Source organism: Streptomyces guryensis (assembly GCF_021261325.1).
Lineage (GTDB): Bacteria > Actinomycetota > Actinomycetes > Streptomycetales > Streptomycetaceae > Streptomyces > Streptomyces guryensis.
In genome coordinates this window covers 375774-394976 of the sequence record NZ_JAJSBI010000004.1, presented here as the reverse complement: position 1 = coordinate 394976, position 19203 = coordinate 375774, and the positions used below count along the sequence as shown (strand labels likewise).

At 70.6% G+C, this 19203-nt stretch carries 19 protein-coding genes and 3 pseudogenes; 9 read left to right on the top strand and 13 right to left on the bottom strand.

The genetic code is table 11. From position 1 onward, the window contains the following. The first annotated feature begins 57 nt into the window (after nt 1-57). Both LJ657_RS11330 and LJ657_RS11325 read left to right on the top strand, forming a co-directional pair. Entirely contained in the window at nt 58-1008 is a 951-nt protein-coding gene (locus LJ657_RS11330) for a quinone oxidoreductase family protein (protein ID WP_232648308.1), read from the top strand. Next, the gene (locus tag LJ657_RS11325) at nt 1005-1520 is read left to right on the top strand and encodes an SRPBCC family protein (RefSeq protein ID WP_232648307.1); all 516 of its coding nucleotides are present in this window, start codon (nt 1005-1007) and stop codon (nt 1518-1520) included. Before LJ657_RS11330 ends, LJ657_RS11325 begins: the two co-directional genes overlap by 4 nt. A gap of 4 nt (nt 1521-1524) precedes the next feature. Here the strand turns inward: LJ657_RS11325 and LJ657_RS11320 are convergent. Next, a pseudogene (locus tag LJ657_RS11320) lies at nt 1525-1650 on the bottom strand (transposase); the annotation flags it as partial. A 33-nt stretch (nt 1651-1683) separates the two neighbouring features. Between LJ657_RS11320 and LJ657_RS11315 the strand changes: the two are divergent. The 3 genes and pseudogenes from LJ657_RS11315 to LJ657_RS11305 all read left to right on the top strand — a co-directional run bounded on the left by LJ657_RS11315 (nt 1684) and on the right by LJ657_RS11305 (nt 4802). Beyond that, a pseudogene (locus LJ657_RS11315) lies at nt 1684-2838 on the top strand (replication initiator). 256 nt (nt 2839-3094) lie between these two features. Continuing rightward, the gene (locus LJ657_RS11310) at nt 3095-4351 is read left to right on the top strand and encodes a recombinase family protein (protein ID WP_232648306.1); all 1257 of its coding nucleotides are present in this window, start codon (nt 3095-3097) and stop codon (nt 4349-4351) included. Nucleotides 4352-4379: 28 nt separating this feature from the next. After that, the gene (locus LJ657_RS11305) at nt 4380-4802 is read left to right on the top strand and encodes a hypothetical protein (protein WP_232648305.1); all 423 of its coding nucleotides are present in this window, start codon (nt 4380-4382) and stop codon (nt 4800-4802) included. A 170-nt stretch (nt 4803-4972) separates the two neighbouring features. Here the strand turns inward: LJ657_RS11305 and LJ657_RS11300 are convergent, their stop codons facing one another. From LJ657_RS11300 to lipB, 4 genes are all read right to left on the bottom strand, one after another. Next, on the bottom strand, nt 4973-5674 hold the full coding sequence (locus LJ657_RS11300; protein ID WP_232648304.1) for a DUF4191 domain-containing protein: 702 nt from the start codon (nt 5672-5674) through the stop codon (nt 4973-4975). Nucleotides 5675-5734: 60 nt separating this feature from the next. Then, entirely contained in the window at nt 5735-5938 is a 204-nt protein-coding gene (locus LJ657_RS11295) for an SCO2195 family GlnR-regulated protein (RefSeq protein WP_232648303.1), read from the bottom strand. 279 nt (nt 5939-6217) lie between these two features. Continuing rightward, nucleotides 6218-7183, bottom strand: coding sequence for a lipoyl synthase (gene lipA, locus LJ657_RS11290; protein WP_232648302.1), 966 nt, complete (start codon nt 7181-7183; stop codon nt 6218-6220). Nucleotides 7184-7334: 151 nt separating this feature from the next. Then, nucleotides 7335-8132, bottom strand: coding sequence for a lipoyl(octanoyl) transferase LipB (gene lipB, locus LJ657_RS11285; protein WP_232648301.1), 798 nt, complete (start codon nt 8130-8132; stop codon nt 7335-7337). Between the two features lie 252 nt (nt 8133-8384). Between lipB and LJ657_RS11280 the strand changes: the two genes are divergently transcribed. Then, the gene (locus tag LJ657_RS11280; RefSeq protein ID WP_232648300.1) at nt 8385-9821 is read left to right on the top strand and encodes an NsdA family TPR-like regulatory protein; all 1437 of its coding nucleotides are present in this window, start codon (nt 8385-8387) and stop codon (nt 9819-9821) included. Between the two features lie 118 nt (nt 9822-9939). Here the strand turns inward: LJ657_RS11280 and LJ657_RS11275 are convergent, their stop codons facing one another. The 3 genes and pseudogenes from LJ657_RS11275 to LJ657_RS11265 all read right to left on the bottom strand — a co-directional run bounded on the left by LJ657_RS11275 (nt 9940) and on the right by LJ657_RS11265 (nt 12647). After that, the gene (locus tag LJ657_RS11275; protein ID WP_232648299.1) at nt 9940-11289 is read right to left on the bottom strand and encodes an NAD(P)/FAD-dependent oxidoreductase; all 1350 of its coding nucleotides are present in this window, start codon (nt 11287-11289) and stop codon (nt 9940-9942) included. 160 nt (nt 11290-11449) lie between these two features. Then, nucleotides 11450-11662, bottom strand: a pseudogene (locus tag LJ657_RS11270) (DUF1731 domain-containing protein); the annotation flags it as partial. 79 nt (nt 11663-11741) lie between these two features. Beyond that, the gene (locus tag LJ657_RS11265; RefSeq protein ID WP_232648298.1) at nt 11742-12647 is read right to left on the bottom strand and encodes a TIGR01777 family oxidoreductase; all 906 of its coding nucleotides are present in this window, start codon (nt 12645-12647) and stop codon (nt 11742-11744) included. Between the two features lie 38 nt (nt 12648-12685). Here LJ657_RS11265 and LJ657_RS11260 point away from each other — a divergent pair, with 38 nt between their 5' ends. After that, nucleotides 12686-13174, top strand: coding sequence for a GNAT family N-acetyltransferase (locus LJ657_RS11260; RefSeq protein WP_232648297.1), 489 nt, complete (start codon nt 12686-12688; stop codon nt 13172-13174). Nucleotides 13175-13183: 9 nt separating this feature from the next. Here LJ657_RS11260 and LJ657_RS11255 read toward each other — a convergent pair whose 3' ends face one another. Next, complete coding sequence (locus LJ657_RS11255; RefSeq protein ID WP_232648296.1) at nt 13184-14368, bottom strand: MarP family serine protease; 1185 nt, start codon at nt 14366-14368, stop codon at nt 13184-13186. A 277-nt stretch (nt 14369-14645) separates the two neighbouring features. On the opposite strand from LJ657_RS11255, the gene LJ657_RS11250 reads away from it, so the two are divergent. Beyond that, nucleotides 14646-15386, top strand: coding sequence for a peptidoglycan recognition protein family protein (locus LJ657_RS11250; protein WP_232648295.1), 741 nt, complete (start codon nt 14646-14648; stop codon nt 15384-15386). A gap of 136 nt (nt 15387-15522) precedes the next feature. Here the strand turns inward: LJ657_RS11250 and LJ657_RS11245 are convergent, their stop codons facing one another. Further along, nucleotides 15523-16650: a lipid II:glycine glycyltransferase FemX gene (locus LJ657_RS11245; protein WP_232648294.1), complete on the bottom strand. Its 1128-nt coding sequence runs from the start codon at nt 16648-16650 to the stop codon at nt 15523-15525. Between the two features lie 92 nt (nt 16651-16742). Here LJ657_RS11245 and LJ657_RS11240 point away from each other — a divergent pair, with 92 nt between their 5' ends. Then, entirely contained in the window at nt 16743-16967 is a 225-nt protein-coding gene (locus LJ657_RS11240; protein WP_232648293.1) for a hypothetical protein, read from the top strand. 4 nt (nt 16968-16971) lie between these two features. On the opposite strand, the gene LJ657_RS11235 is transcribed toward LJ657_RS11240, so the two are convergent. From LJ657_RS11235 to LJ657_RS11225, 3 genes are read right to left on the bottom strand one after another with little or no spacing between them, the layout of a single operon-like run. Further along, nucleotides 16972-17511: a carboxymuconolactone decarboxylase family protein gene (locus LJ657_RS11235; protein WP_232648292.1), complete on the bottom strand. Its 540-nt coding sequence runs from the start codon at nt 17509-17511 to the stop codon at nt 16972-16974. A 58-nt stretch (nt 17512-17569) separates the two neighbouring features. Then, entirely contained in the window at nt 17570-18088 is a 519-nt protein-coding gene (locus LJ657_RS11230; protein ID WP_232648427.1) for a DUF4240 domain-containing protein, read from the bottom strand. Nucleotides 18089-18144: 56 nt separating this feature from the next. Next, complete coding sequence (locus LJ657_RS11225) at nt 18145-19122, bottom strand: helix-turn-helix transcriptional regulator (protein WP_232648291.1); 978 nt, start codon at nt 19120-19122, stop codon at nt 18145-18147. Nucleotides 19123-19203 lie beyond the last annotated feature (81 nt).

Below are 19203 nucleotides of genomic sequence, written 5' to 3'. Positions count from 1 at the left end.
GGCCTGGGCCCTCTTGGCCGTCCCCAAGACTGGAGAACCACCATCATGAAAGCAGTTGTGTACCGCGAGAACGGCGGGCCTGACGTGCTCAGCTACGAGGAGATCGCCGACCCCGTGCCTGACGACAACGAGGTGTTGATCAAAGTCGAGGCGATCAGCATCGAGGGCGGCGACCTTCTGACCAGGCTGATGATGCCACTCCCGCGAAGCCCCCACGTCGTCGGCTACGGCAGTGCGGGCACGGTGGTAGCCGTTGGCGAGCAGGTGACCGATCTCCGGGTCGGACAGCGCGTGAGCGCTTTCGGAGAGCACGGCTCACATGCGGAACTCCGGGCGGTGCGGGCAGACCATTGCTGGGTCCTGCCCGACGGCGCCGACGCGGCAGCGGCGGCGTGCGTGCCGGTCGCGTTCGGAACCGCCTACGAGGCGCTGTTCGAGCAGGGCGGTCTCGCCGCCGGCAGTACGGTGCTGGTGCAGGGCGCGGCGGGAGGAGTCGGTCTCGCGGCGGTGCAGCTCGCGGCGAAGGCCGGGGCGCGGGTGATCGGGACGGGTTCGAGCCACGAGCAACTTGACGCGCTGCGCCGACTCGGCCTCCACGACGGCATCGACTATCGCACCGAAGACGTGCGCCGACGCGTCCTCGAACTCACCGACGGCATCGGTGTCGACCTGGCCCTGGATCCCGTTGGTGGGCCCATGACGCAGCAGTTGATCCTTGCCACGCGCCAGGGTGGCACGGTGGTCTTCCTCGGGGCGTCGGCCAGGGAGGCGTCGATGGTCGATGCGACCACGCTCCTCCTGGGCAACTGCACCCTGAGCGGCTTCAGCCTCAGCCCAATGATCCACACGCCTCGCGTGCGTGCCTACGTCGCCGACATGATCCGCCGGGTAGCCGACGGCGACCTCGACGTGGTCGTCGACCGGGTGTTCCCACTCGCCGACGCCGCCGACGCGCATCGCTACGCCGAGCAACGTGGTCGTATCGGTCGGGTGGTGATGGTGCCGTGACGACGGATTCGGCCCAGCGACAACGACGCCCGCAGCCGACGATCAGGGAAGAGGGAAAAGAAATGACACTGCCCATGGAAACTCGTTCCGATGAGGGAACCGGCATCAGCTCGGTGACCGTCGACGTCCCCGTCGAAGCCAGCGCAGCCTTCACCTGGGATGTCATACGCGACATCTACGCGGTGGACACGCGGCTCATCCCAGGGTTCGCGGTCACCGTCGAAAAGAGGCCGGACAGCAGAGTTGTGACCTTCGCCAATGGCATGAGGGCCACCGAGCGCATCGTCGAACTCGACGACGACGCTCGACGGCTCCAGTACCAGGTGACCGACAGTACCGTGACGCACCACCTGGGAACCCAGGTCGTGCGCGAGGACGACGCGGGTGTCCATCTCATGTGGACGACCGAGTTCGCACCCGCATCGCTCCTCGATTTCACCACCACGAACATGCGCACCGCCGCGCAACTCATGAAGACAACGATCGACACCGCGTACGCCAACCAGCGATGAATGGGCCCATCGCGCCGTCACCGACGACCAGCTCGGGATCGCGCATGCCCCGGCGGCGGCAGTCGCGCAGCAGGTCGGTCCACGACTCGGTGGACTCGCGCAGCCCCTCGGCCAGCGCGATCAGCTCCTTGGGCGTGCCTCGGTCTGTGAGCCGTGCGCCTACCTGCATGCGGGCGACACCTTCCAGCTGATCCGTGCTGGCCTGTCCGGCGGAAAGAGCGTGCCCGCTGCCGTGCGGGGGCAGCCCCGGCTGTTCGTAACGCTGACCGCCCCCTTGTTCGGCCCGGTGCACCGTGTGCGTGATGGGGGCTAATGCCGTCCGCGCCGGGATGATCCGCGCTGCGAACACGGGCGGCGCCTCGGCTGCGGCCTGGTGCACACCGAGGATGACCCGCTCATCGGCCTGCCTCTGTGCCAGGACTGCTACGACTACACGGGCCACGTGCTGTGGCACGCACACGCCGGGCGTCTGTGGGACCGCTTCACCACCGCCGTGCGGCGCCACCTGGCCTCCGCCGCGGGCATACCGCGCTCCAAGCTGCGTGACCACCTGGTGGTGTCCTTCGCCAAGGTCGCCGAGTACCAGAAGCGGGCGGTTATCCACTTCCACGGGGTGGTACGCCCTCGACGGCCGGACGGTCCCGGTGACCCGTGCCCGGCGTGGGCCACGGCCGAACTGCTCACCGACGCCGTGCATGCGGCTGCCGCAGCGGCGAACGTGAGCGTCCCGGAATCCGACGCCTACGGCACCGAACTCCTCGTGTTCGGCGGGCAGTTGGACGTACGGCCGATCCGGGCCTTCGCGGATGGTGAGGGGCCCACCGACGATGCGGTTGCCGCCTACGTCGCCAAGTACGTGTCCAAGGGGACCGCCGAAACCGGCGCCGGACTGGACTACCGCGTCACCAGTCCGGACGACATCCATGCGGCCGTCGTCACATCTCACGTACGCGCCCTGATGGGCACCTGCTGGCGCCTGGGCGGCCTGCCCGAACTCGAACACCTCCGGCTCCGACCGTGGGCCCACACGCTCGGCTACCAGGGCCACATCCTCACCAAATCCCGCCGCTACTCCACCACCTACGGCGCACTGCGCGAGGAACGCGCCGAATACCAGCGAGGCGCCCCCGAACCGACCGACAACCCGGACGTCATCACAGAGTCGAACTGGCGATACGTCGGCTCCGGCCACACCCCCGGCGCCGCCCTATTCGCCGCAGGAATCGGCGAAGACATCGCCACCAACCGCGAGATCGCTCGAATGGAAATAGGGGACGCGAGGCACTGGGATAAGTGGGATTGGGCGGTCGGGGCATGAGTCGGCAGGGCAGGGAAAATCAGGCGAGAAACGAAACGCCCCTAGCGCAGTCGTGCGATCCTGTTGAGGCGAATTTTGGTCGAAAGGTTATTTGGCGCACGACGGAGAAGCCGGGATCACAGGCAGCGTACCGTCGAATACTGGAAATCCTGTTCGCTCCCGTGTAGGGCGATCATCACGTATAGTCGACTGACCGCATGGGTGACCCCGGCAGCGTTGGCGCGCTCCGGGGTCCGGCCAGTCTGGAGGGACTGACATGGGTAAGACTCTCACGTCTTCAATCGACGTGGCAGCAGGGGCTACGACACTCCGAGCGGTCGACTACCTGAGGGTGTCGACCGAAGACCAGGCCAAGGGCTACGGCGTCGCCTACACGTCCAAGAAGACCGCGCGCTACATGGAGCGCAAGGGCTGGGAGCACGTGGGCACCTACACCGACGAGGGTGTGAGCGGCAGCCTGGAGGCTCACCAGCGGGGCGACCTCAAGCGGCTCATGGAGGACGCTCACCGTGATCCCCGCCCCTTCGACATGGTGGTGGTGAACGAAGGGCGGGCCATCGGTCGCACAGGCCGGGCTTTCTGGCGCTGGGTCTGGGATCTCGAAGAACTCGGGATCTTCGTTGCCGTGGTGAAGGATGACTACGACAATTCAACGGCTTCCGGACGCTCGAAGATGCGAAAGGATGCTGATTACGCGGAGGAAGAGCGCGAGAATATCCGCAGCCGCACGCAAGGGGGAATCCAGGAAAAGGCGGAAGATGGCGGATTTCCTGGTGGGCAGGCTCGTTACGGATACAGGATCGCCAACAAGGGGAAGAAGGGCGAGCAGAAGCTTGTCATAGACGAGTGCGACGGTGGGGAATACTGCACTCGCGCGTTGCCTTGCGAGCCCCTTCACGAAGCTGTGGTGCTTCGTAGGGCGCGGGTGTTCGCGGTCAAGTTCCGGGGGAACTGGCGAAAAGTGGCGCTGAGCCTCAATGCGGAAGGGCTTCTGAATCGGTCCGGTAAACCCTGGAGTCATGCCAACATTCGGTCGCGACTGATGAACGAAGACCTGTTGAAAGGCCGGTTCGTCTTCAGGAGCACCAAGAATGCCGAACTGGGGCCGGATGGTCGTCCCGTATGGGGCGAGAGCATCGTCATGGAATTGGACCCGATGTTCACTCCGGAAGAGGTCGCCGAGCTGCGTCGAGCGACCTCCAAGCCTGCCCGCTCCGCTGCCGGACCTGGACGCGTGTATTCGCTCTCCAGCCGGATCATCAGCCCCTGTGGCAAGCACTACGTCGGGGCCACTCGTGCTGACGCAACCACCCGTCACTACCGCTGCACGGGCAAAGCCGAGGCGTACCCCGGAGCGCCCACCTGCTCCTGCTCACAGATCGACGCGGGCGGTGTGGAGACGTGGGCATGGACGGAAGTCTGCAAGCTCCTTGGGGACGCGGAACGCCTCCGGACCATGGCTGAGCAGTGGATGGGAACGACGGTCGGTGGGACGTTCTCCGAAGCAGGCTGAAACGGCCGTTGATCGGGCCGTAAAGCCCTTGCTGGAGGAACTGGCGCAATTGGAGAAGACACGTGAAGAGATCGCTGCTTGGCAGGCTGAGGTAGCCATGGGGGAGGAGCGCGCGAAGAACCTTCAGGCGCTTGCTGACATGGCACACCACCGCTTGGAAGAGGTGTCCGAAGAGCAACAGCAGGAGTTCATGGAACTCCTCGACATCCGCATCAAGGTGACTGGTCCCCCTCCGCCGATGCGCAAGGGGCTTGTCTGCTCGGTGGCGGAGTGGTTCCGGACGAGGGAGCGTCTGGTCCCGAACCTCGCAGACGGATGCTGGGACCGGATCGTAGAAGTGGTCCGCTTCCCGGGCGGCGGGCTCACCGCCCGTCAGAAAGGCGGGCTCGCACCGCGTTACCGTGCTGGAGGCGTTCCTAGAGAAGGCGCGTACCGGTGCCCGCTGGTCTGAGCTGGACGCGAAGTACGGCTCTAAGGGGCTGCGTGGGCACTGGCGGCGCTGGACTGCGTCAGGCCTCTGGGAAGAGCTGATGGGCGCCCTGGAGGGGTGCGAGGGCACCCCTCCGGTTGATCCTCACCCCCTGCCGCCCATGGAGCTGAGCGGTGAGGTGAGGGCGGGTGTCATCCTCGCGATCGCGGGGGGCGACCGGGAAGGCCACGCCCAGGAATCGGACCCTTCGGCAGCGGCATGTTGCTCATCAGGTCGCCCATGGCACGCAGTCGGTCGTTGGTGGCCGTCACCTGGGGACCGGTGAGCACGCGCGGCAGCTTGAGCATCGTGGTCCGCAGCTTCTTCAGCGCGACCTGGCCGTCGCCCGTGCCGACGACGACGTCGTGCACCGGTACGTCCGCGACGATGCGGTTCATCTTCTTCTTCTCGGCGGCCAGCAGGGTCTTCACCCGGTTCGGGTTGCCCTCGGCGACCAGGACGATGCCGGCCTTGCCCACGGCCCGGTGCACCACGTCCTGGCTGCGGTTCATGGCCACGGCGGGCGTCGTCGTCCAGCCTCGGCCGATGTTGTCGAGGACCGCCGCGGCCGCGCCCGGCTGGCCCTCCATCTGTCCGAAGGCCGCCCGCTCGGCCCGGCGCCCGAACACGATCGCCGTTCCGAGGAAGGCGAGCAGCAGGCCCAGGATGCCGAGATAGATGGGGTGACCGATCAAGAAACCGATCGCGAGGAAAACACCGAAGATGCCGATGCCGACAGCCGCGAGTACAAGACCGATCTTATTGTCGGCCTTGCGGGTCATCTTGTAGGTCAGAGCGATCTGCTTCAGTCGCCCGGGGTTCGCAGCGTCCGCTGCAGGTTCCTTCCTCGCCATGCCACGAAGTCTACGTGGCCCCGGGAGCGCCGTACGACGGCAGTGTCCGGAGGGTGGGATTCAGGGTCGGGCGACGAGGGTGGTCTGTTCCATGACGCGCTGGGCCTCGACCCGGTCCTTGGCGCGGCGGCGGTCCTCCAGGACGGAGGTCCAGGCGTTGCGGCGGGCGGTGCGCTGACCGCTGCTCATGAGCAGCGACTCGACTGCACGCAGTGCAGTGGTGAACGACGGGATTGCGGTGGCGCGAACCGGCGCGGCCTGCATGGTGGAGGTCCCCCCTCGGGATACGGGCACTGGGAGTTGGTGTACGTGGCGTGAGTCCAGCGTCACTGATTGGTGTTACCAGGGCGTGACCGACCGGTCAAACACCAATGAAGCCTTGATGCGACGAGCGAAAACGCTGACGCGGCCCTGACGGCGCCCTCATCTGCGAGGACGGTCAGGACCGCGTCGATTCGGCCGTTACCGGCGGGTAGTTTCTTGTGCGCAGATTCACACGAAGTAGTGGCACTCCGTGCCATCCGGCGGTGGTTCGTCCGCCCCTCAGACGGCCTGCGAAGCGACGTAGGAACCCCGCTTCTCGATGGCCATCTGGTACAGCCGGCCGGCCCGGTAGGAGGACCGGACCAGCGGGCCGGACATCACGCCGGAGAAGCCGATCTGCTCGGCCTCCTCCTTCAGTTCCACGAACTCGTGCGGCTTGACCCAGCGCTCGACGGGGTGGTGGCGCACCGACGGGCGCAGGTACTGCGTGATGGTGACCAGCTCGCAGCCGGCCTCGTGCAGCTGCCGCAGCGCGTCGCTGACCTCCTCGCGGGTCTCACCCATGCCGAGGATCAGGTTCGACTTGGTGACGAGGCCGTAGTCGCGGGCGGCCGTGATGACCTTCAGCGAGCGCTCGTAGCGGAAGCCGGGGCGGATGCGCTTGAAGATCCGCGGGACCGTCTCGACGTTGTGCGCGAAGACCTCGGGGCGGGAGGAGAAGACCTCTTCGAGCTGCTCGGGCACGGCGTTGAAGTCCGGGGCGAGCAGCTCCACCTTCGTCCGCCCGTCCTCGCGCCCGCCGGTCTGCTGGTGGATCTGGCGGACCGTCTCGGCGTACAGCCAGGCGCCGCCGTCCTCCAGGTCGTCACGGGCGACGCCGGTGATGGTGGCGTAGTTCAGGTCCATGGTGACCACGGACTCGCCGACGCGCCGCGGCTCGTCACGGTCCAGCGCCTCGGGCTTGCCGGTGTCGATCTGGCAGAAGTCGCAGCGCCGGGTGCACTGGTCACCGCCGATGAGGAAGGTCGCCTCGCGGTCCTCCCAGCACTCGTAGATGTTCGGGCAGCCGGCTTCCTGGCAGACCGTGTGCAGGCCCTCGCTCTTCACGAGGTTCTGCATCTTCGTGTACTCGGGACCCATTTTCGCCCGGGTCTTGATCCACTCGGGCTTGCGCTCGATGGGGGTCTGGCTGTTGCGGACCTCCAGGCGCAGCATCTTGCGTCCGTCGGGTGCGACTGCGGACACGACCGGCTCCCTAGCGATTGATTCTTCGGCGTGCTCAAGGGTACGCCCGTTGATTTCAAGCCCGACGCCGGTGCTGGCCCTGGGGGCTGCCGCCCCCAGACCTCCGCCTCGGCCCGAAGGGCCTCGTCCTCGAACGCCGGACGGGCTGGATCTATGCCGGCGTCTTCTCGATCGCTCGCGGCCTCAACTCGGCGTTCTCCAGGACGTCCTTCAAGTGCCGCTCCACGACCGGCAGCACCTCGGCGATCGTCACGTCCCGGCCCAGTTCGCCGGCCAGGGAGGCGACGCCCGCGTCGCGGATGCCGCACGGGATGATGCGGTCGAACCACCGGTTGTCCGGGTTCACGTTGAGCGCGAAGCCGTGCATGGTGACGCCCTTGGCCACGCGGATGCCGATCGCCGCGATCTTGCGGTCCTCGCGGCGCTGGCCCGCGTTGGACGGGGCGTACTCCGGGCCGTTCATCCGCGGGTCGAACTCCTCGTCGTGGAGACGGGGGTCGAAGTCGAGGGACAGCCCGCCGAGCGAGGGGCGCTGCTCGACCGGGTCCCCGAGGACCCACACCCCGCTGCGGCCCTCCACCCGCGTGGTCTCCACCCCGAACTCCGCGCAGGTGCGGATGAGGGCCTCCTCCAGGCGCCGTACATGGGCCACCACGTCCACGGGGCGCGGGAGCTTCTGGATGGGGTAGCCCACCAGCTGGCCCGGGCCGTGCCAGGTGATCTTGCCGCCGCGGTCCACGTCGATGACGGGGGTGCCGTCGAGGGGGCGTTCGCTGTCCGCCGTGCGCCGGCCGGCCGTGTACACCGCCGGGTGCTCCAGGAGCAGGACGGTGTCGGGGATCTCGTCGGCGAAGCGTGCCGCGTGCACGCGGCGCTGCTCGTCCCACGCCGTCTGGTACTCGACGGCCTCGGCACCGAATCCCATGCGGACGAACCGCAGCTCACTCACGGCAAGCGCCTCCCTAGAAGGTCGTAAGGCACGAAACGTGCCTACGCCACTGTACGACCGACCGTCTCGCGTCAGCCCTGCGGCCAATCCTCACACGATCGGATGAACGAACGGCGAAGTGTGCAACCGACTGCTCACTCTCCGCTACATTCGCGCCGTTCACAGAGGCCATAAGGGCTGCTCACAGGCAATCCGGGCACAGCGGGCCGACACGGTCCCTGGAGGCCCGAAAGGCAGGAGACCGCACCGCAGATGACGGAACGACCCGCGCAGCGCACTCCCAACCGCCAGCTCGCCGCGCTCATCGCAGAAGCCGGGTTCTCCAACGCGGGTCTCGCCCGCCGAGTCGACCAGCTCGGCCTCGAACACGGGCTTGATCTGAGATACGACAAGACGTCGGTCACCCGCTGGCTGCGCGGGCAGCAGCCTCGCGGCACCACTCCCGCCCTGATCGCCGAGGTCTTCACCCGCCGCCTCGGCCGCCGCCTCACCGCCCAGGACCTCGGCCTCGACGCCTGTGCGCCGGTGTACGCCGGGCTGGAGTTCGCCGCCACGCCCGAGGAGGCCGTCGACATCGTCGGCGGCCTGTGGCGCAAGGACTCCGGTTCGCACGCCGAACTCCGCAAGATCGCGTTCACGCCCGCCGGTCTGGTCGTGCCCAGCCGGGACTGGCTGATCGGCCGCGCCGACGACAAGGTCGCCCGCGGCGAACAGCCCGCACGCGTCCCCGCCCAGGGCCGCCCGGTGGTGCCCCGCCAGCGCGGCCAGGCCGACCGCGGCCCCGGCCAGAAGGTCACCGCCGGCGACATCGCCGCACTCCGCTCGGTCGGCGAACTGTTCCGCACCCTCGACGACAAGTACGGCGGCGGCCACGCCCGCCAGGCCCTCGTCCGCTACCTGGAGCACGAGTGCGAGCCGATGCTGCGCGGCACCTACGGCGAGCAGACGGGCCGCCGGCTGTTCGCCGCCGCCGCCGACCTGACCCGGCTCGCCGGATGGACGTCGTACGACATCGCCGCGCACGGCCTCGCGCAGCGGTACTTCGTGCAGGCCCTGCGGCTTTCCCAGGCGGCGGGGGACCGGGCGTACGGCTCCTATGTGCTGGTCACCATGAGCCGCCAGGCCGTCTATCTCGGCCACGGGCGGGAAGCCGTGCAGCTGGCGCGGGTCGCCCAGCAGGGCGTCGGGACCAACGCCCCGCCCGTCGTGCAGTCGCTGCTGCACTCGGCCGAGGCGCGCGGGCACGGAGTGCTCGGCGAGGTGCGCAACTGCACCGCCTCGCTGGTACGGGCCGAGCGGGCCCTGGAGGCCGCACGATCCGGTGACGAAGTGCCGTTCTGGGCGCGGTTCTTCGACGAGGCGCAGCTCGCCGACGAGTTCGGGCACGCCCATCGGGATCTGCAGCAGTTCCGCGCGGCTGCGCAGCATGCGGAGCGGTCGCTGCAGTTGCGTGCGCCTGCGTATGCGCGGAGCCGGCTGTTCTGCCGGGTGGTGCTTGCCTCCGCCCGCCTGGGGCTGGGCGAGCTTGACCAGGCTTGTGCGCTGGGGGCGGAGGCGGCGGGGGCTGCGGTTGAGATGCGGTCTGTGCGGGCGGTTGAGTATGTGCGGGAGTTCGAGCGGCGGTTGGAGCCGTACAAGGATGCGGCGCCCGTGCGGGGGTATCGCGACAAGGTCGCCGCGCTGGGCTAGGCGGGGTAGCGCCGTGACTTCGACTGTTGGATGCCGTGCGTGCGTTCGTTGTGGTTGCCGGCGCCCACGCGGCGGAGCCGCATATCGACACAGCCCCGCGCCGCTTTGGGGCGCCTGCTCAGGCCGCCTGCTCGACTGCGCTGCTCGGTGGGTCCGCCCTGTGCATCGAGCCCGCTGCTCCCAGGTCCGTCAGGATCGCCGTTGCGGCCCTGTGGGCCGAGTGGAGGGCTCCCTGGACCGTGCTGGTGTCCCGGTGGTCGCCGCAGACGTAGAGGCCCGCCAGGAGGCGTACTGGGCGCCGTAGGTCGTGTGGGGGGCGCATGGCGGGGACGGCCTCGGGGGTGTGGTGGACGGCGAGGGTTTCCCAGCGGGTGGTGGGGGTGCCGTAGAGGCGGGAGAGGTGCATGCGGACGGCGGTGTCGAGTTCCGGCGGGGGCGGGCCGAGGACGGTGGAGGAGATGAGGGCCCGGCCCGCGGGGGCCCGGCTGGGGTCCACCGCGCTGACCACCGCGGTGTGGGCGACCGGGCCGCCGCGGTCGGCGTCCAGGAGGAGGGCCGCGCCGGTGGCCGGCGGCTCGTCCGTGGTGTGGTGAAGGACCGTCAGCGGATGGAAGTCCGGTACTCGCAGGCCCGGCAGCAGGTCGGCCGCGGCGCGTGCGTCGGTCGCGAGGAGTACGGCGCGGCAGCGGATCTCGCCGTGCTCGGCGGTCGTGACCGCGCTGGTCGAGACCGAGGTGACCCGGACGCCGGTGTGGACCGTGCCCGGCGGCAGCGCTCGTGCGAGCAGCTCCGGGAGCATCTCGGCGCCGCCCTCCGGCAGGCACAGGTGCCCGCAGGCGAAGGCGCGCAGCGCGAGGTCGGCGCACCGGCTGGAGGTGGTCAGTTCGGGGTCGCAGAGCAGGGCGGCCAGCAGCGGGCGCAGGAAGCTGTCGACCGTGCGGGCCGGGACACCGCGGGCCGTCAGGGCCTGGGTGGCGGGCAACTCCGGGCGGGACAGCAGGCGTTCGACGGGGATTGTGGCGAGCCGGGACAGGGCGGTGCCCAGGCGGGCCTGGTCCACGGCGGTGCCGAGTGGGTCGGTGGCCCGGGGGGCGCTCCTGGTGGGGGCGCTTGCCAGGGCGCGTACAGCGTGGAGTGCGCCCCTTGCGCCCCCCGCGGCCGCCGGGGCGCCCGCGCGGTGGTGGCGTCCGTCGCTGTGCAGCAGGACGCCGGGGGCGAAGGCGCGCAGCACGAGCGCGTCCAGCCCTGGTGTCAGCCGTAGCTCGGGATACGCCGTGGACAGCAGCTGACCGATCCGGTCGAGCCGGAACCCGTCGACCTTCTCCGTCGACATGCGGCCGCCCACGCAAGGGGCGGCCTCCAGGACCGCGGTCGTCACTCCTGCGCTGGTCAGCCGATGCGCCGCGGAGAGGCCGGCGACCCCGGCTCCCACGATCACGACGTCCGCCTGGTACGCGGGCTCAAGCACGTGCCCCTCCTCGAGGTTGCGCGGCCGGTGGAGACGTCATGCCCCCAACTGGCTCCAGGGATACCCGAGTTCGGGTCGAGGGTAGGGCTGCGATCGGTCAAGAACAGTCGCGCATGAACAGAGCACGGTCGCACAGCGGTCGCATATGGTCGCGCCTTCCTTACTGCGCCTCCGGGGCGCCTCCGCCCTGCGGCTCCGCGAGCGCGGCCGTCAGCGCCCCTTCGATGTCCGGGAACGTGAACGTGAAGCCGGACTCCAGCAGCCGCCCGGGCAGCACCCGGGCGCTGGCCGGCACGTCCCCGGCCATGTCGCCGAGCGTGGTCCGCAGTATGGGTGCGGGCATGGTGAACAGTGTCGGCCGGTGCGGTACGCGTGTCGTGGTCGCGGTGGTCGCGGTGGTCGCGGTGGTCGCGGTGGTCGCGGTGGTCGCGGTGGTCCCGGGCGCCTGGGCCCTACGGCTCCGCGAGCGCGGCCGTCAGCGCCCCTTCGATGTCCGGGAACGTGAACGTGAAGCCGGACTCCAGCAGCCGCCCGGGCAGCACCCGGGCGCTGCCCAGCACGTCCCCGGCCATCTCGCCGAGCACCGTCCGCAGTACCGGGGCGGGCACGGTGAACAGTGTCGGCCGGTGCAGCACGCGCCCCATGGCCGCGGTGATCTCACGGTTCGTCAGCGGGTGCGGGGCGGTGAGGTTGAACGGCCCGGACAGGCCGTCGGTGTCGATGAGATGGCGGATCGCGGCCACCTCGTCGTGCAGCGCGATGTACGACCAGTACTGGCGGCCGTCGCCCATGCGTCCCCCGAGGCCCGCCCTGAACAGCGGGAACAGCCGGCCCCAGGCGCCGCCGCCGCGGGCCACCACCAGACCCGTCCGGGTGAACACGGTCCGTACGCCCGCCTCCTGGGCGGGGGCCGCGGCGCCCTCCCACTCCACGCACAGCTCGGGCAGGAAACCAGCCCCGGGCGGCGCGCTCTCGTCGACCGCCCGGTCGCCGGTCTCGCCGTAGTACCCCATCGCGCTGCCGTTCACGAACACCCCTGGCTTCTCGTCCAGTTCGGCGATCGCCTCGGCCAGGGCGGCGGTGCCGAGCACCCGGCTGCGCCGGATCCGGGTCTTGTACGCGTCCGTCCAGCGGTGGTCGCCCACGCCGGCGCCCGCGAGGTTCACCACGACGTCACACCCGGCGAGAACGGCCGGATCGAGGCTCTTGCCCTCCGGGTCCCACCGGACCTCGTCCTTCGCCCGGGGCGCCCGGCGCACCAGCCGCACCACCTCGTGCCCGTCGGCGGTCAAGGACCGCACCAGGGCGCCACCGATGAGCCCGGACGCACCGGCCACCGCGATTCGGGAACGTTCCATGGGCCCATTCTGCTCGGGGGACTCATAAGGTGGCTGTCATGCCGGTTCCGTTCATACGCCACGCAACCCTCGACGACGAGGAGACGCTGGGGCGCCTCGACCGTGTCGCCTGGTCTCCGCTGCACTCCGTGCAGTCGCGCCCCCAACCGCCGTACGAGCCCTTCTACAACGAGCGGTTCGGGCCCCGGGACCATCTGGTCGCGGAGCTCGACGGGGAACTCGTCGGCTATGTCCGCCTGGGCCGTCCGACCCCCCTCGTCTGCAACGCACACGTCCGGCAGATCCAGGGGCTCGTCGTCGCCGAGACGGCACGCGGCGCCGGAGTCGGGCGGGCGCTGCTGCGGGCGGTGCGGGAGGAGGCCCGCCGTCAGGGCGCCCGCCGGCTCACGCTGCGCGTCCTCGGCCACAACACCCCGGCCCGGGGGCTCTACGAGGCCGAGGGGTTCGTGGTCGAGGGGGTCCTGCCCGAGGAGTTCCTGCTGGCGGGCGAGTACGTGGACGACGTTCTCATGGGGCGCAGTCTCTGACCGCCCGCGCTAGGACGTGACCAGGTCGCCCGTGTCCACCGATGCCGTCGCGTTCGCCGCGCGCCCGGCGTCGGAGGCGACCTCGGCCGCCGTCAGGACGTAACCCGTCTCGTTGTCGGACGTCGAGCGGGCGAAGACGACGCCGTAGACCCGGCCGGCGGTCGTCAGCAGCGGGCCGCCGGAGTTGCCCGGGCGGACGGTCGAGCGGATCGAGTAGATCTCGCGGGTCACCGTCGCGTCGCTGTAGATGTTCTGGCCGGTCGCCCGCACCCGGTTCGCGACGGTCGCCGCCTGGAGGTTGAGGTCGCCGTCCTGCGGATAGCCGGCCACCACCGCCGAGTCACCGCGCCTGGCGCTCTCGTCGAACCTCAGCACCGGCGCGTTCAGTCCGGGCACATACAGCACCGCCACGTCCCTGTCGGGGTCGAAGAGCACCACCCGTGCCTCGTACGACCGCCCGACCCCGCCGATCCGGACGCTCGGGTCGTCGATACCGGCCACCACGTGCGCGTTGGTCATCACATGGTCGCGCGCGTACACGAACCCGCTGCCCTCGCGGCCCTGGTTGCCGGAGACGCCCTCGATCTTCACCGTGCTGCGCTTGGCCGCGTTCGTGGCGCTCGGCGTGACGCTGTCGCCGGTGGGCTTGGCGACCTCGGCCGTCGACTCGTTCTCGAACGGGTTGAACACCTGGGGGAAGCCCGCCTGGGTGAGCGCCGAGGTGGCCCGGGAGAACCAGGTGGGCGTGGTGTCCGGCATGGCGTTCTGTACGGCGCCGAGCAGCGCTGAGTCCCGGATCGCGGTCGTGAGCAGCGGCGACGAGGAAGCACCCAGGACGCTCGCGGCGACCCAGGCCACGATCAGCACGGCGACGGAGTTGGCCGCGGCCCCGCCGACCCCGTCGGCCACCCTGAGCGGCCCCCGGTCCAGCTCCCGGCGCAGCCTGAGCGCGAGGCGCCCCGCCAGCTCGTGCCCCACCACGGCCGGGAGCAGCACGGTCAGTACCGCGGTCACGGTCGCCCGGGTCGTCCCCGCCGTCACCAGGTCCATCATCCAGGGCAGGATCCACACGCCGAGCACCGCGCCACCGACGAACCCGGCGAGCGAGACACAGCCGGCCACCAGTCCGCGCCGGTAGCCCGATGCCGCGTAGGCCACGACCACCAGCAACAGCAGGATGTCGAGCAGGTCCACAGAGCCGCCTTTCTCTCAGACCTCTTAGTACGCGCGGGACGGGCCCAGTGATCAGCCACGCGCGCGTGGAGCTCCGAGCCGGCCACGCGTGCGTGCATCAGGAGAAACGCCCCGGACCAGGACGATGGTTCCACCGGGTGGCACAGCACACATCGCGGACGGGGCGGATCCGGCCGAGAGTGGGGTCATGCGCGTCCGAAGATCGCGAAAGCCCCGGGACGCACGCGCCGCGCCCGCGCGGCGGAGCCGGACATCGACACGGTCCCGTGTCCCGAGCGTGCTGCTCGCCTGTCTGCCCGGACTCGCCGCCGCCCTCGGACTGGTCCTGTGCGCGGACGGCATCGGACACCCGCGCGCGAAGTCCCGGCCGCCGGTCGCGGCCCGCCCCGCCGCGCCGCACACCGCGGCCAGGCCGCAGATCGTGCCCCGGTCGGCCTGGCTGGACTCCCTCGCCCGGCACGCCCAGCCGCCCCCGCGCTACGACGACAAGGTCGTAGCGGTCTTCGTCCACCACACCGACTCGCCGAACGACTACGACTGCGCCGACGCGCCCCGCATCATCCGCTACCTCTACGCAGGCCAGACCGGTGCCCGGAACTGGGACGACATCGGCTACAACTTCCTCGTCGACCGCTGCGGCACCATCTACGAGGGCCGCGCGGGCGGCACGGACCGCCCCGTCACCGGCGCCCACACCCAGGGCTTCAACCACCGCACCACCGGCATCGCGGCCCTCGGCACCTTCACCGCGGGCGCCACCGTCCCGAAGGCCATGACCGACGCGATGGCCGCCCTCGCCGCCTGGAAACTGGGGCTCGCCGACATCGACCCGCGCGCCGAGGTGCGCCTGGTCTCCAGCAACAGCCTCAGCCGCTACCCGTCCGGCAGCACCGCCACCTTCCCCGCCCTCGCCGGCCACACGGAGGCGTTCATGACGAGCTGCCCCGGCAGGGCCCTCACCGCCCGCCTCCCTGCGATCAGACAGCTGGCGGCGCGGCTGCAGGGGCGCACGCCGTAGCCGGCGTCCTGAAGGGGCGCGGGGCGGTATCCGTATGCGGCGCCGCCGCGTGGGCGCGAACAGCCACGATGGTGCCGTGGACGAATGACGGCCCATCCCGGCGCACGTACATCGGCACAGACGGCGGAGCGCTCCCTCACCTGCGCCCGAGATACGCCCCCAGCGCCCGCTGCAACACCCTGCCCTGGCTGCCCACCGGCAGCTTCCACTCCCCGAGGTACTCCACCGCCCGGCCGCCCGCGCCCGTCTTGAAACGGAGCCGGTTCAGCAGCCGGTCCTCGGTCAGCACAGGAGTGACGGAGCGCAGGTCGTACGTCGCGGCCCCCGCCGCCCGCGCGTCGCAGAGCATCCGCCACAACAGCGCGCTGCTGGGCCGCAGTTCACGCCCCCGGCGGCCCGATGCGGCGTAGGAGTGCCAGGCGCGGGAGCCGACGTTGATCATGAGCGCGGCGGAGAGCACCTCGCCGTCGTACTCGGCGAGATACAGCCGCAGCCGGTCGTCGTCCTCGGCGTTCAGCGCCTTCCACATGCGCCGGAAGTAGTCGAGCGGGCGGGCCTTGAAGCCGTCGCGGGCGGCGGTCGCGGTGTACAGACGGTGGAACTCGGGCAGGTCGGCGGCCGCACCCCAGCCGACGCGCACGCCGCCCAGCTCGGACGTCCGCAGGGACCGCTCCCAGTGCGGTGCCAGCGCCCCGCGCAAATCGTCCACCGAGCGCCCCGCGAGCGGTATGTGGCAGCCGTAGCGCGGCTGGCCAAGACCGAAGCCGCTGCCTTCGTCGTCCTCGCACCGCCGCCACCCGAGCCGCCCCAGCCGCTCCGCCACGTCCAGCGCGTACCCGTCGAGGCCGTCCGCCGGCAGATCGTGCAGATGTCGTACGTCGGGGTCGGCGATGCCCGCCGCCACGCCGGCCGCTTCCCAGTGGCGTACGACAAGGGGTGGTCCGATCCGGAGCGAGAACGCCCCGCGCTCCTCGACATGGGCGACGAGCGGGTCCAGCAGGCGTTCCAGACGAGGGTTGTGCCAGTCGATCGCGGGCCCGTCGGGGAGATAGGCGAGGCAGCGCCGGGTGCCGGGCAGCGGCCGGTACAGCACGAGGGCCGCGGCGACCATGTACCTGCCGTCGAACCAACCGACGCTCTCCGCCTGCCAGTCGGGCTTCACCTCGCCCCACTCGGGAATCTGGAGGTGGCTCGCGTCGGGGTGCTGCCGCAGGTGGGCCAGGTGTTCCTCGCGCGTGAGCTCCCTTACGTACGGGCTGGTCATGGCCTCACAGGTTCCTCTCAGCCGCCTCATGGATCCTCCCGAGGCGCTCTCCCTATCGTCATGCACACGCACTGACTGGAGGTGGGGAAGAAGTGAACAGTCACCACAGCACCACGCACAAGACCGAGAGCCGTTCCCGGGCCACCCGTGGCCCCTGGGCGGCGCTCTGCGCGGCCGCGGCCGTCGTCCTGGGCCCGGCAGCCGTCACCGCGTCCGCGCTCGACCAGGCCAACGCCGCGCCGATGCACCACGCGGTGAAGGCCGCCCAGACGCAGGCGTACCTCCCCTCGGACACGGTCCGGCGGAGGACGGCGTGATTCCTCAGCCGGGGTCGCCGTTGACCAGCCCCAGGAACCGTTCCCCGGACGGGTCGACATCCACGGCGAGTCCGTTCAAGAGGCCTGCCAGCATGACGTAGTAGCCGGTCGTGGTGACGATCTCGATCACCTGCCGGTCGGTGAAGCAGGCGCGGAGAGCCGCCAGAGTGGTCTCGGACAGGGTGTGCCGGGACACCAGCTCGAAGGCCGCGGTCAGCGCCGCCGACTCCGTCTCGCCGAACTCCGGCCCGTCGGCCCGCCGTTCGGCGACCGCCGCCAGCTGCTCGGGCGTCACCCCCGCGTCCAGGGCGATCGGACGGTGCTGGACGGACCCGTACTCGCACTGCGTGGCGGTCGCGACCGCCATCACGACCAGCTCGCGCAACCGGACCGGGAGCGTCGACTCGCGCAGCACGGCCAGGCCCAGCTCGATCGCCGGGCCGGTCAGCGGCGGTGCGTGCGAGAGCATGCGGAAGGCGTTGAGCGGCACGGGCAGCCGGGCGACGGCGTCGGACGGTCGCTCCGGGTACGGGATTCGAGCCATGGTCCCCCTCCTCGAACCGGTCCCACCGGACCGCTGGTCCCAGTGAACCGGTGAAACGTCACTCCCGGAACCGTTCCCACAGCTTGGGGTAGCGCTCCGCCAGCACCCGCTCGTTCTCGAAGTCGAGCGGTGTGCCCTCCGGCTCGGAGGCCGCGGCCGGGATGCCCAGGTCGGGGGCGACGGTGCCGGTGAGCTGCTCGTAGGCCTCGTCCGCCGTGTACCCCAGTTCCTCCCCGTCCCCGTCGATCTCCTCGTCGAAGTCGTCCAGGAGGTCGGCCAGCGAGTCGGGCTGGTGCACGGCTCCTTCGTAGACCTCCCGTCCCTGGCCGATCAGCCAGCACCGGAAGAAGTCGAACGCGTCGTCGCTCGCCCCGTCGAGCAGCACCCAGGCCGCGCCCCACAGATCCCAGCTGTACGCCCGGTTGTAGCGCGACTCGAAATGACGGGCGAAGTCCAGGACCGTCTCCGGATCGAGCTCCAGAAGCCGCTCCACCAGCAGGTCCGCCTGCTCCTCGGGGTCGCCCTCGGCGGCCTCGCGGGCGGCGTCCACCAGCTCCCAGAACTCCGACTCTTCCATCACGGGTCCAGCATCGGCCCTGGGCCGGTGGGGCGCACGTGGAGTGCGACGGATTGTTATGTCCCGTACAGCAGGCCGAGTCGTAGCGCGTCGTCGGCGAAACGCGCCCGCAGGCTGTCCGGCGCCAGCACCTCCACCTCCGGACCGAGCCCCGCGAGCTGCGCATGGGCGACCTCCTCGGACTCCACGGGGAGCGTCACCGTCAGCAGGCCGCCCTCGTCCGGGGCACCGGCGGCCGCCAGCGCCTCCCGGGCGGAGGCGGGATCGACGGCGTACGGCAGCCTCCGCGCCCCCGCCGCCGACAGCCGCACGACGACCTCGGCCCGCAGGATCGACCGCGCGAACCGCTCGGCCTGTTCCGCCCAGAAGCCGGGAAGATCGAATTCCTCGTCGCGGACGAAACGCTCCTCGGCGGCAGCCACCGCGGTGAACCGGTCGATCCGGTAGACGCGGTAGGGCCCCTGGCCCTCCGCCACCCGTGCGCACACGTACCAGACCCCCGCCTTGAGCACGAGCCCGTACGGCTCCAGCTCCCGCTCCACCTCGGCCTCCCGGCTCCGGTAGCCCGCGGTGATCCGGCGGTCGTCCCACACTGCGTCCGCGACGGCGGGCAGCAGCTCGGGTGCCTTCGGCTCCGTGAACCAGTTCGGCGCGTCCAGATGGAAGCGCTGCGCAGCGGTCTTCGAGGCGTCTCGCAGGGAGGGGAGCAGTGCCGCCGACACCTTCAGCCGGGCCGCCGAGGCCGCGTCCTCCAGCCCCATCTCCCGCAGCGCCCCCGGCACACCGGACAGGAACAGCGCCTCGGCCTCACCGCGCGCCAGCCCGGTCAGCCGGGTGCGGTAGCCGCCGATGAGCCGGTAGCCGCCGGCCCGGCCCCGGTCCGCGTACACCGGGACCCCTGCCTCCGACAGCGCCTGCGCATCCCGTGTCACGGTCCGCTCGGACACCTCGAGCTCCCGCGCCAGTTCGGCGGCGGTCATGGAGGGCCGGGACTGCAGGAGGAGCACCATCTTGATGAGGCGGGCGGCACGCATGCGTTCATTCTGCCGAGGCTCTGCGGGTGGGGTGCGCCGCCGGGTGCGGGCCCGGATGCGGCTGGTCGCGCCCACGCGGCG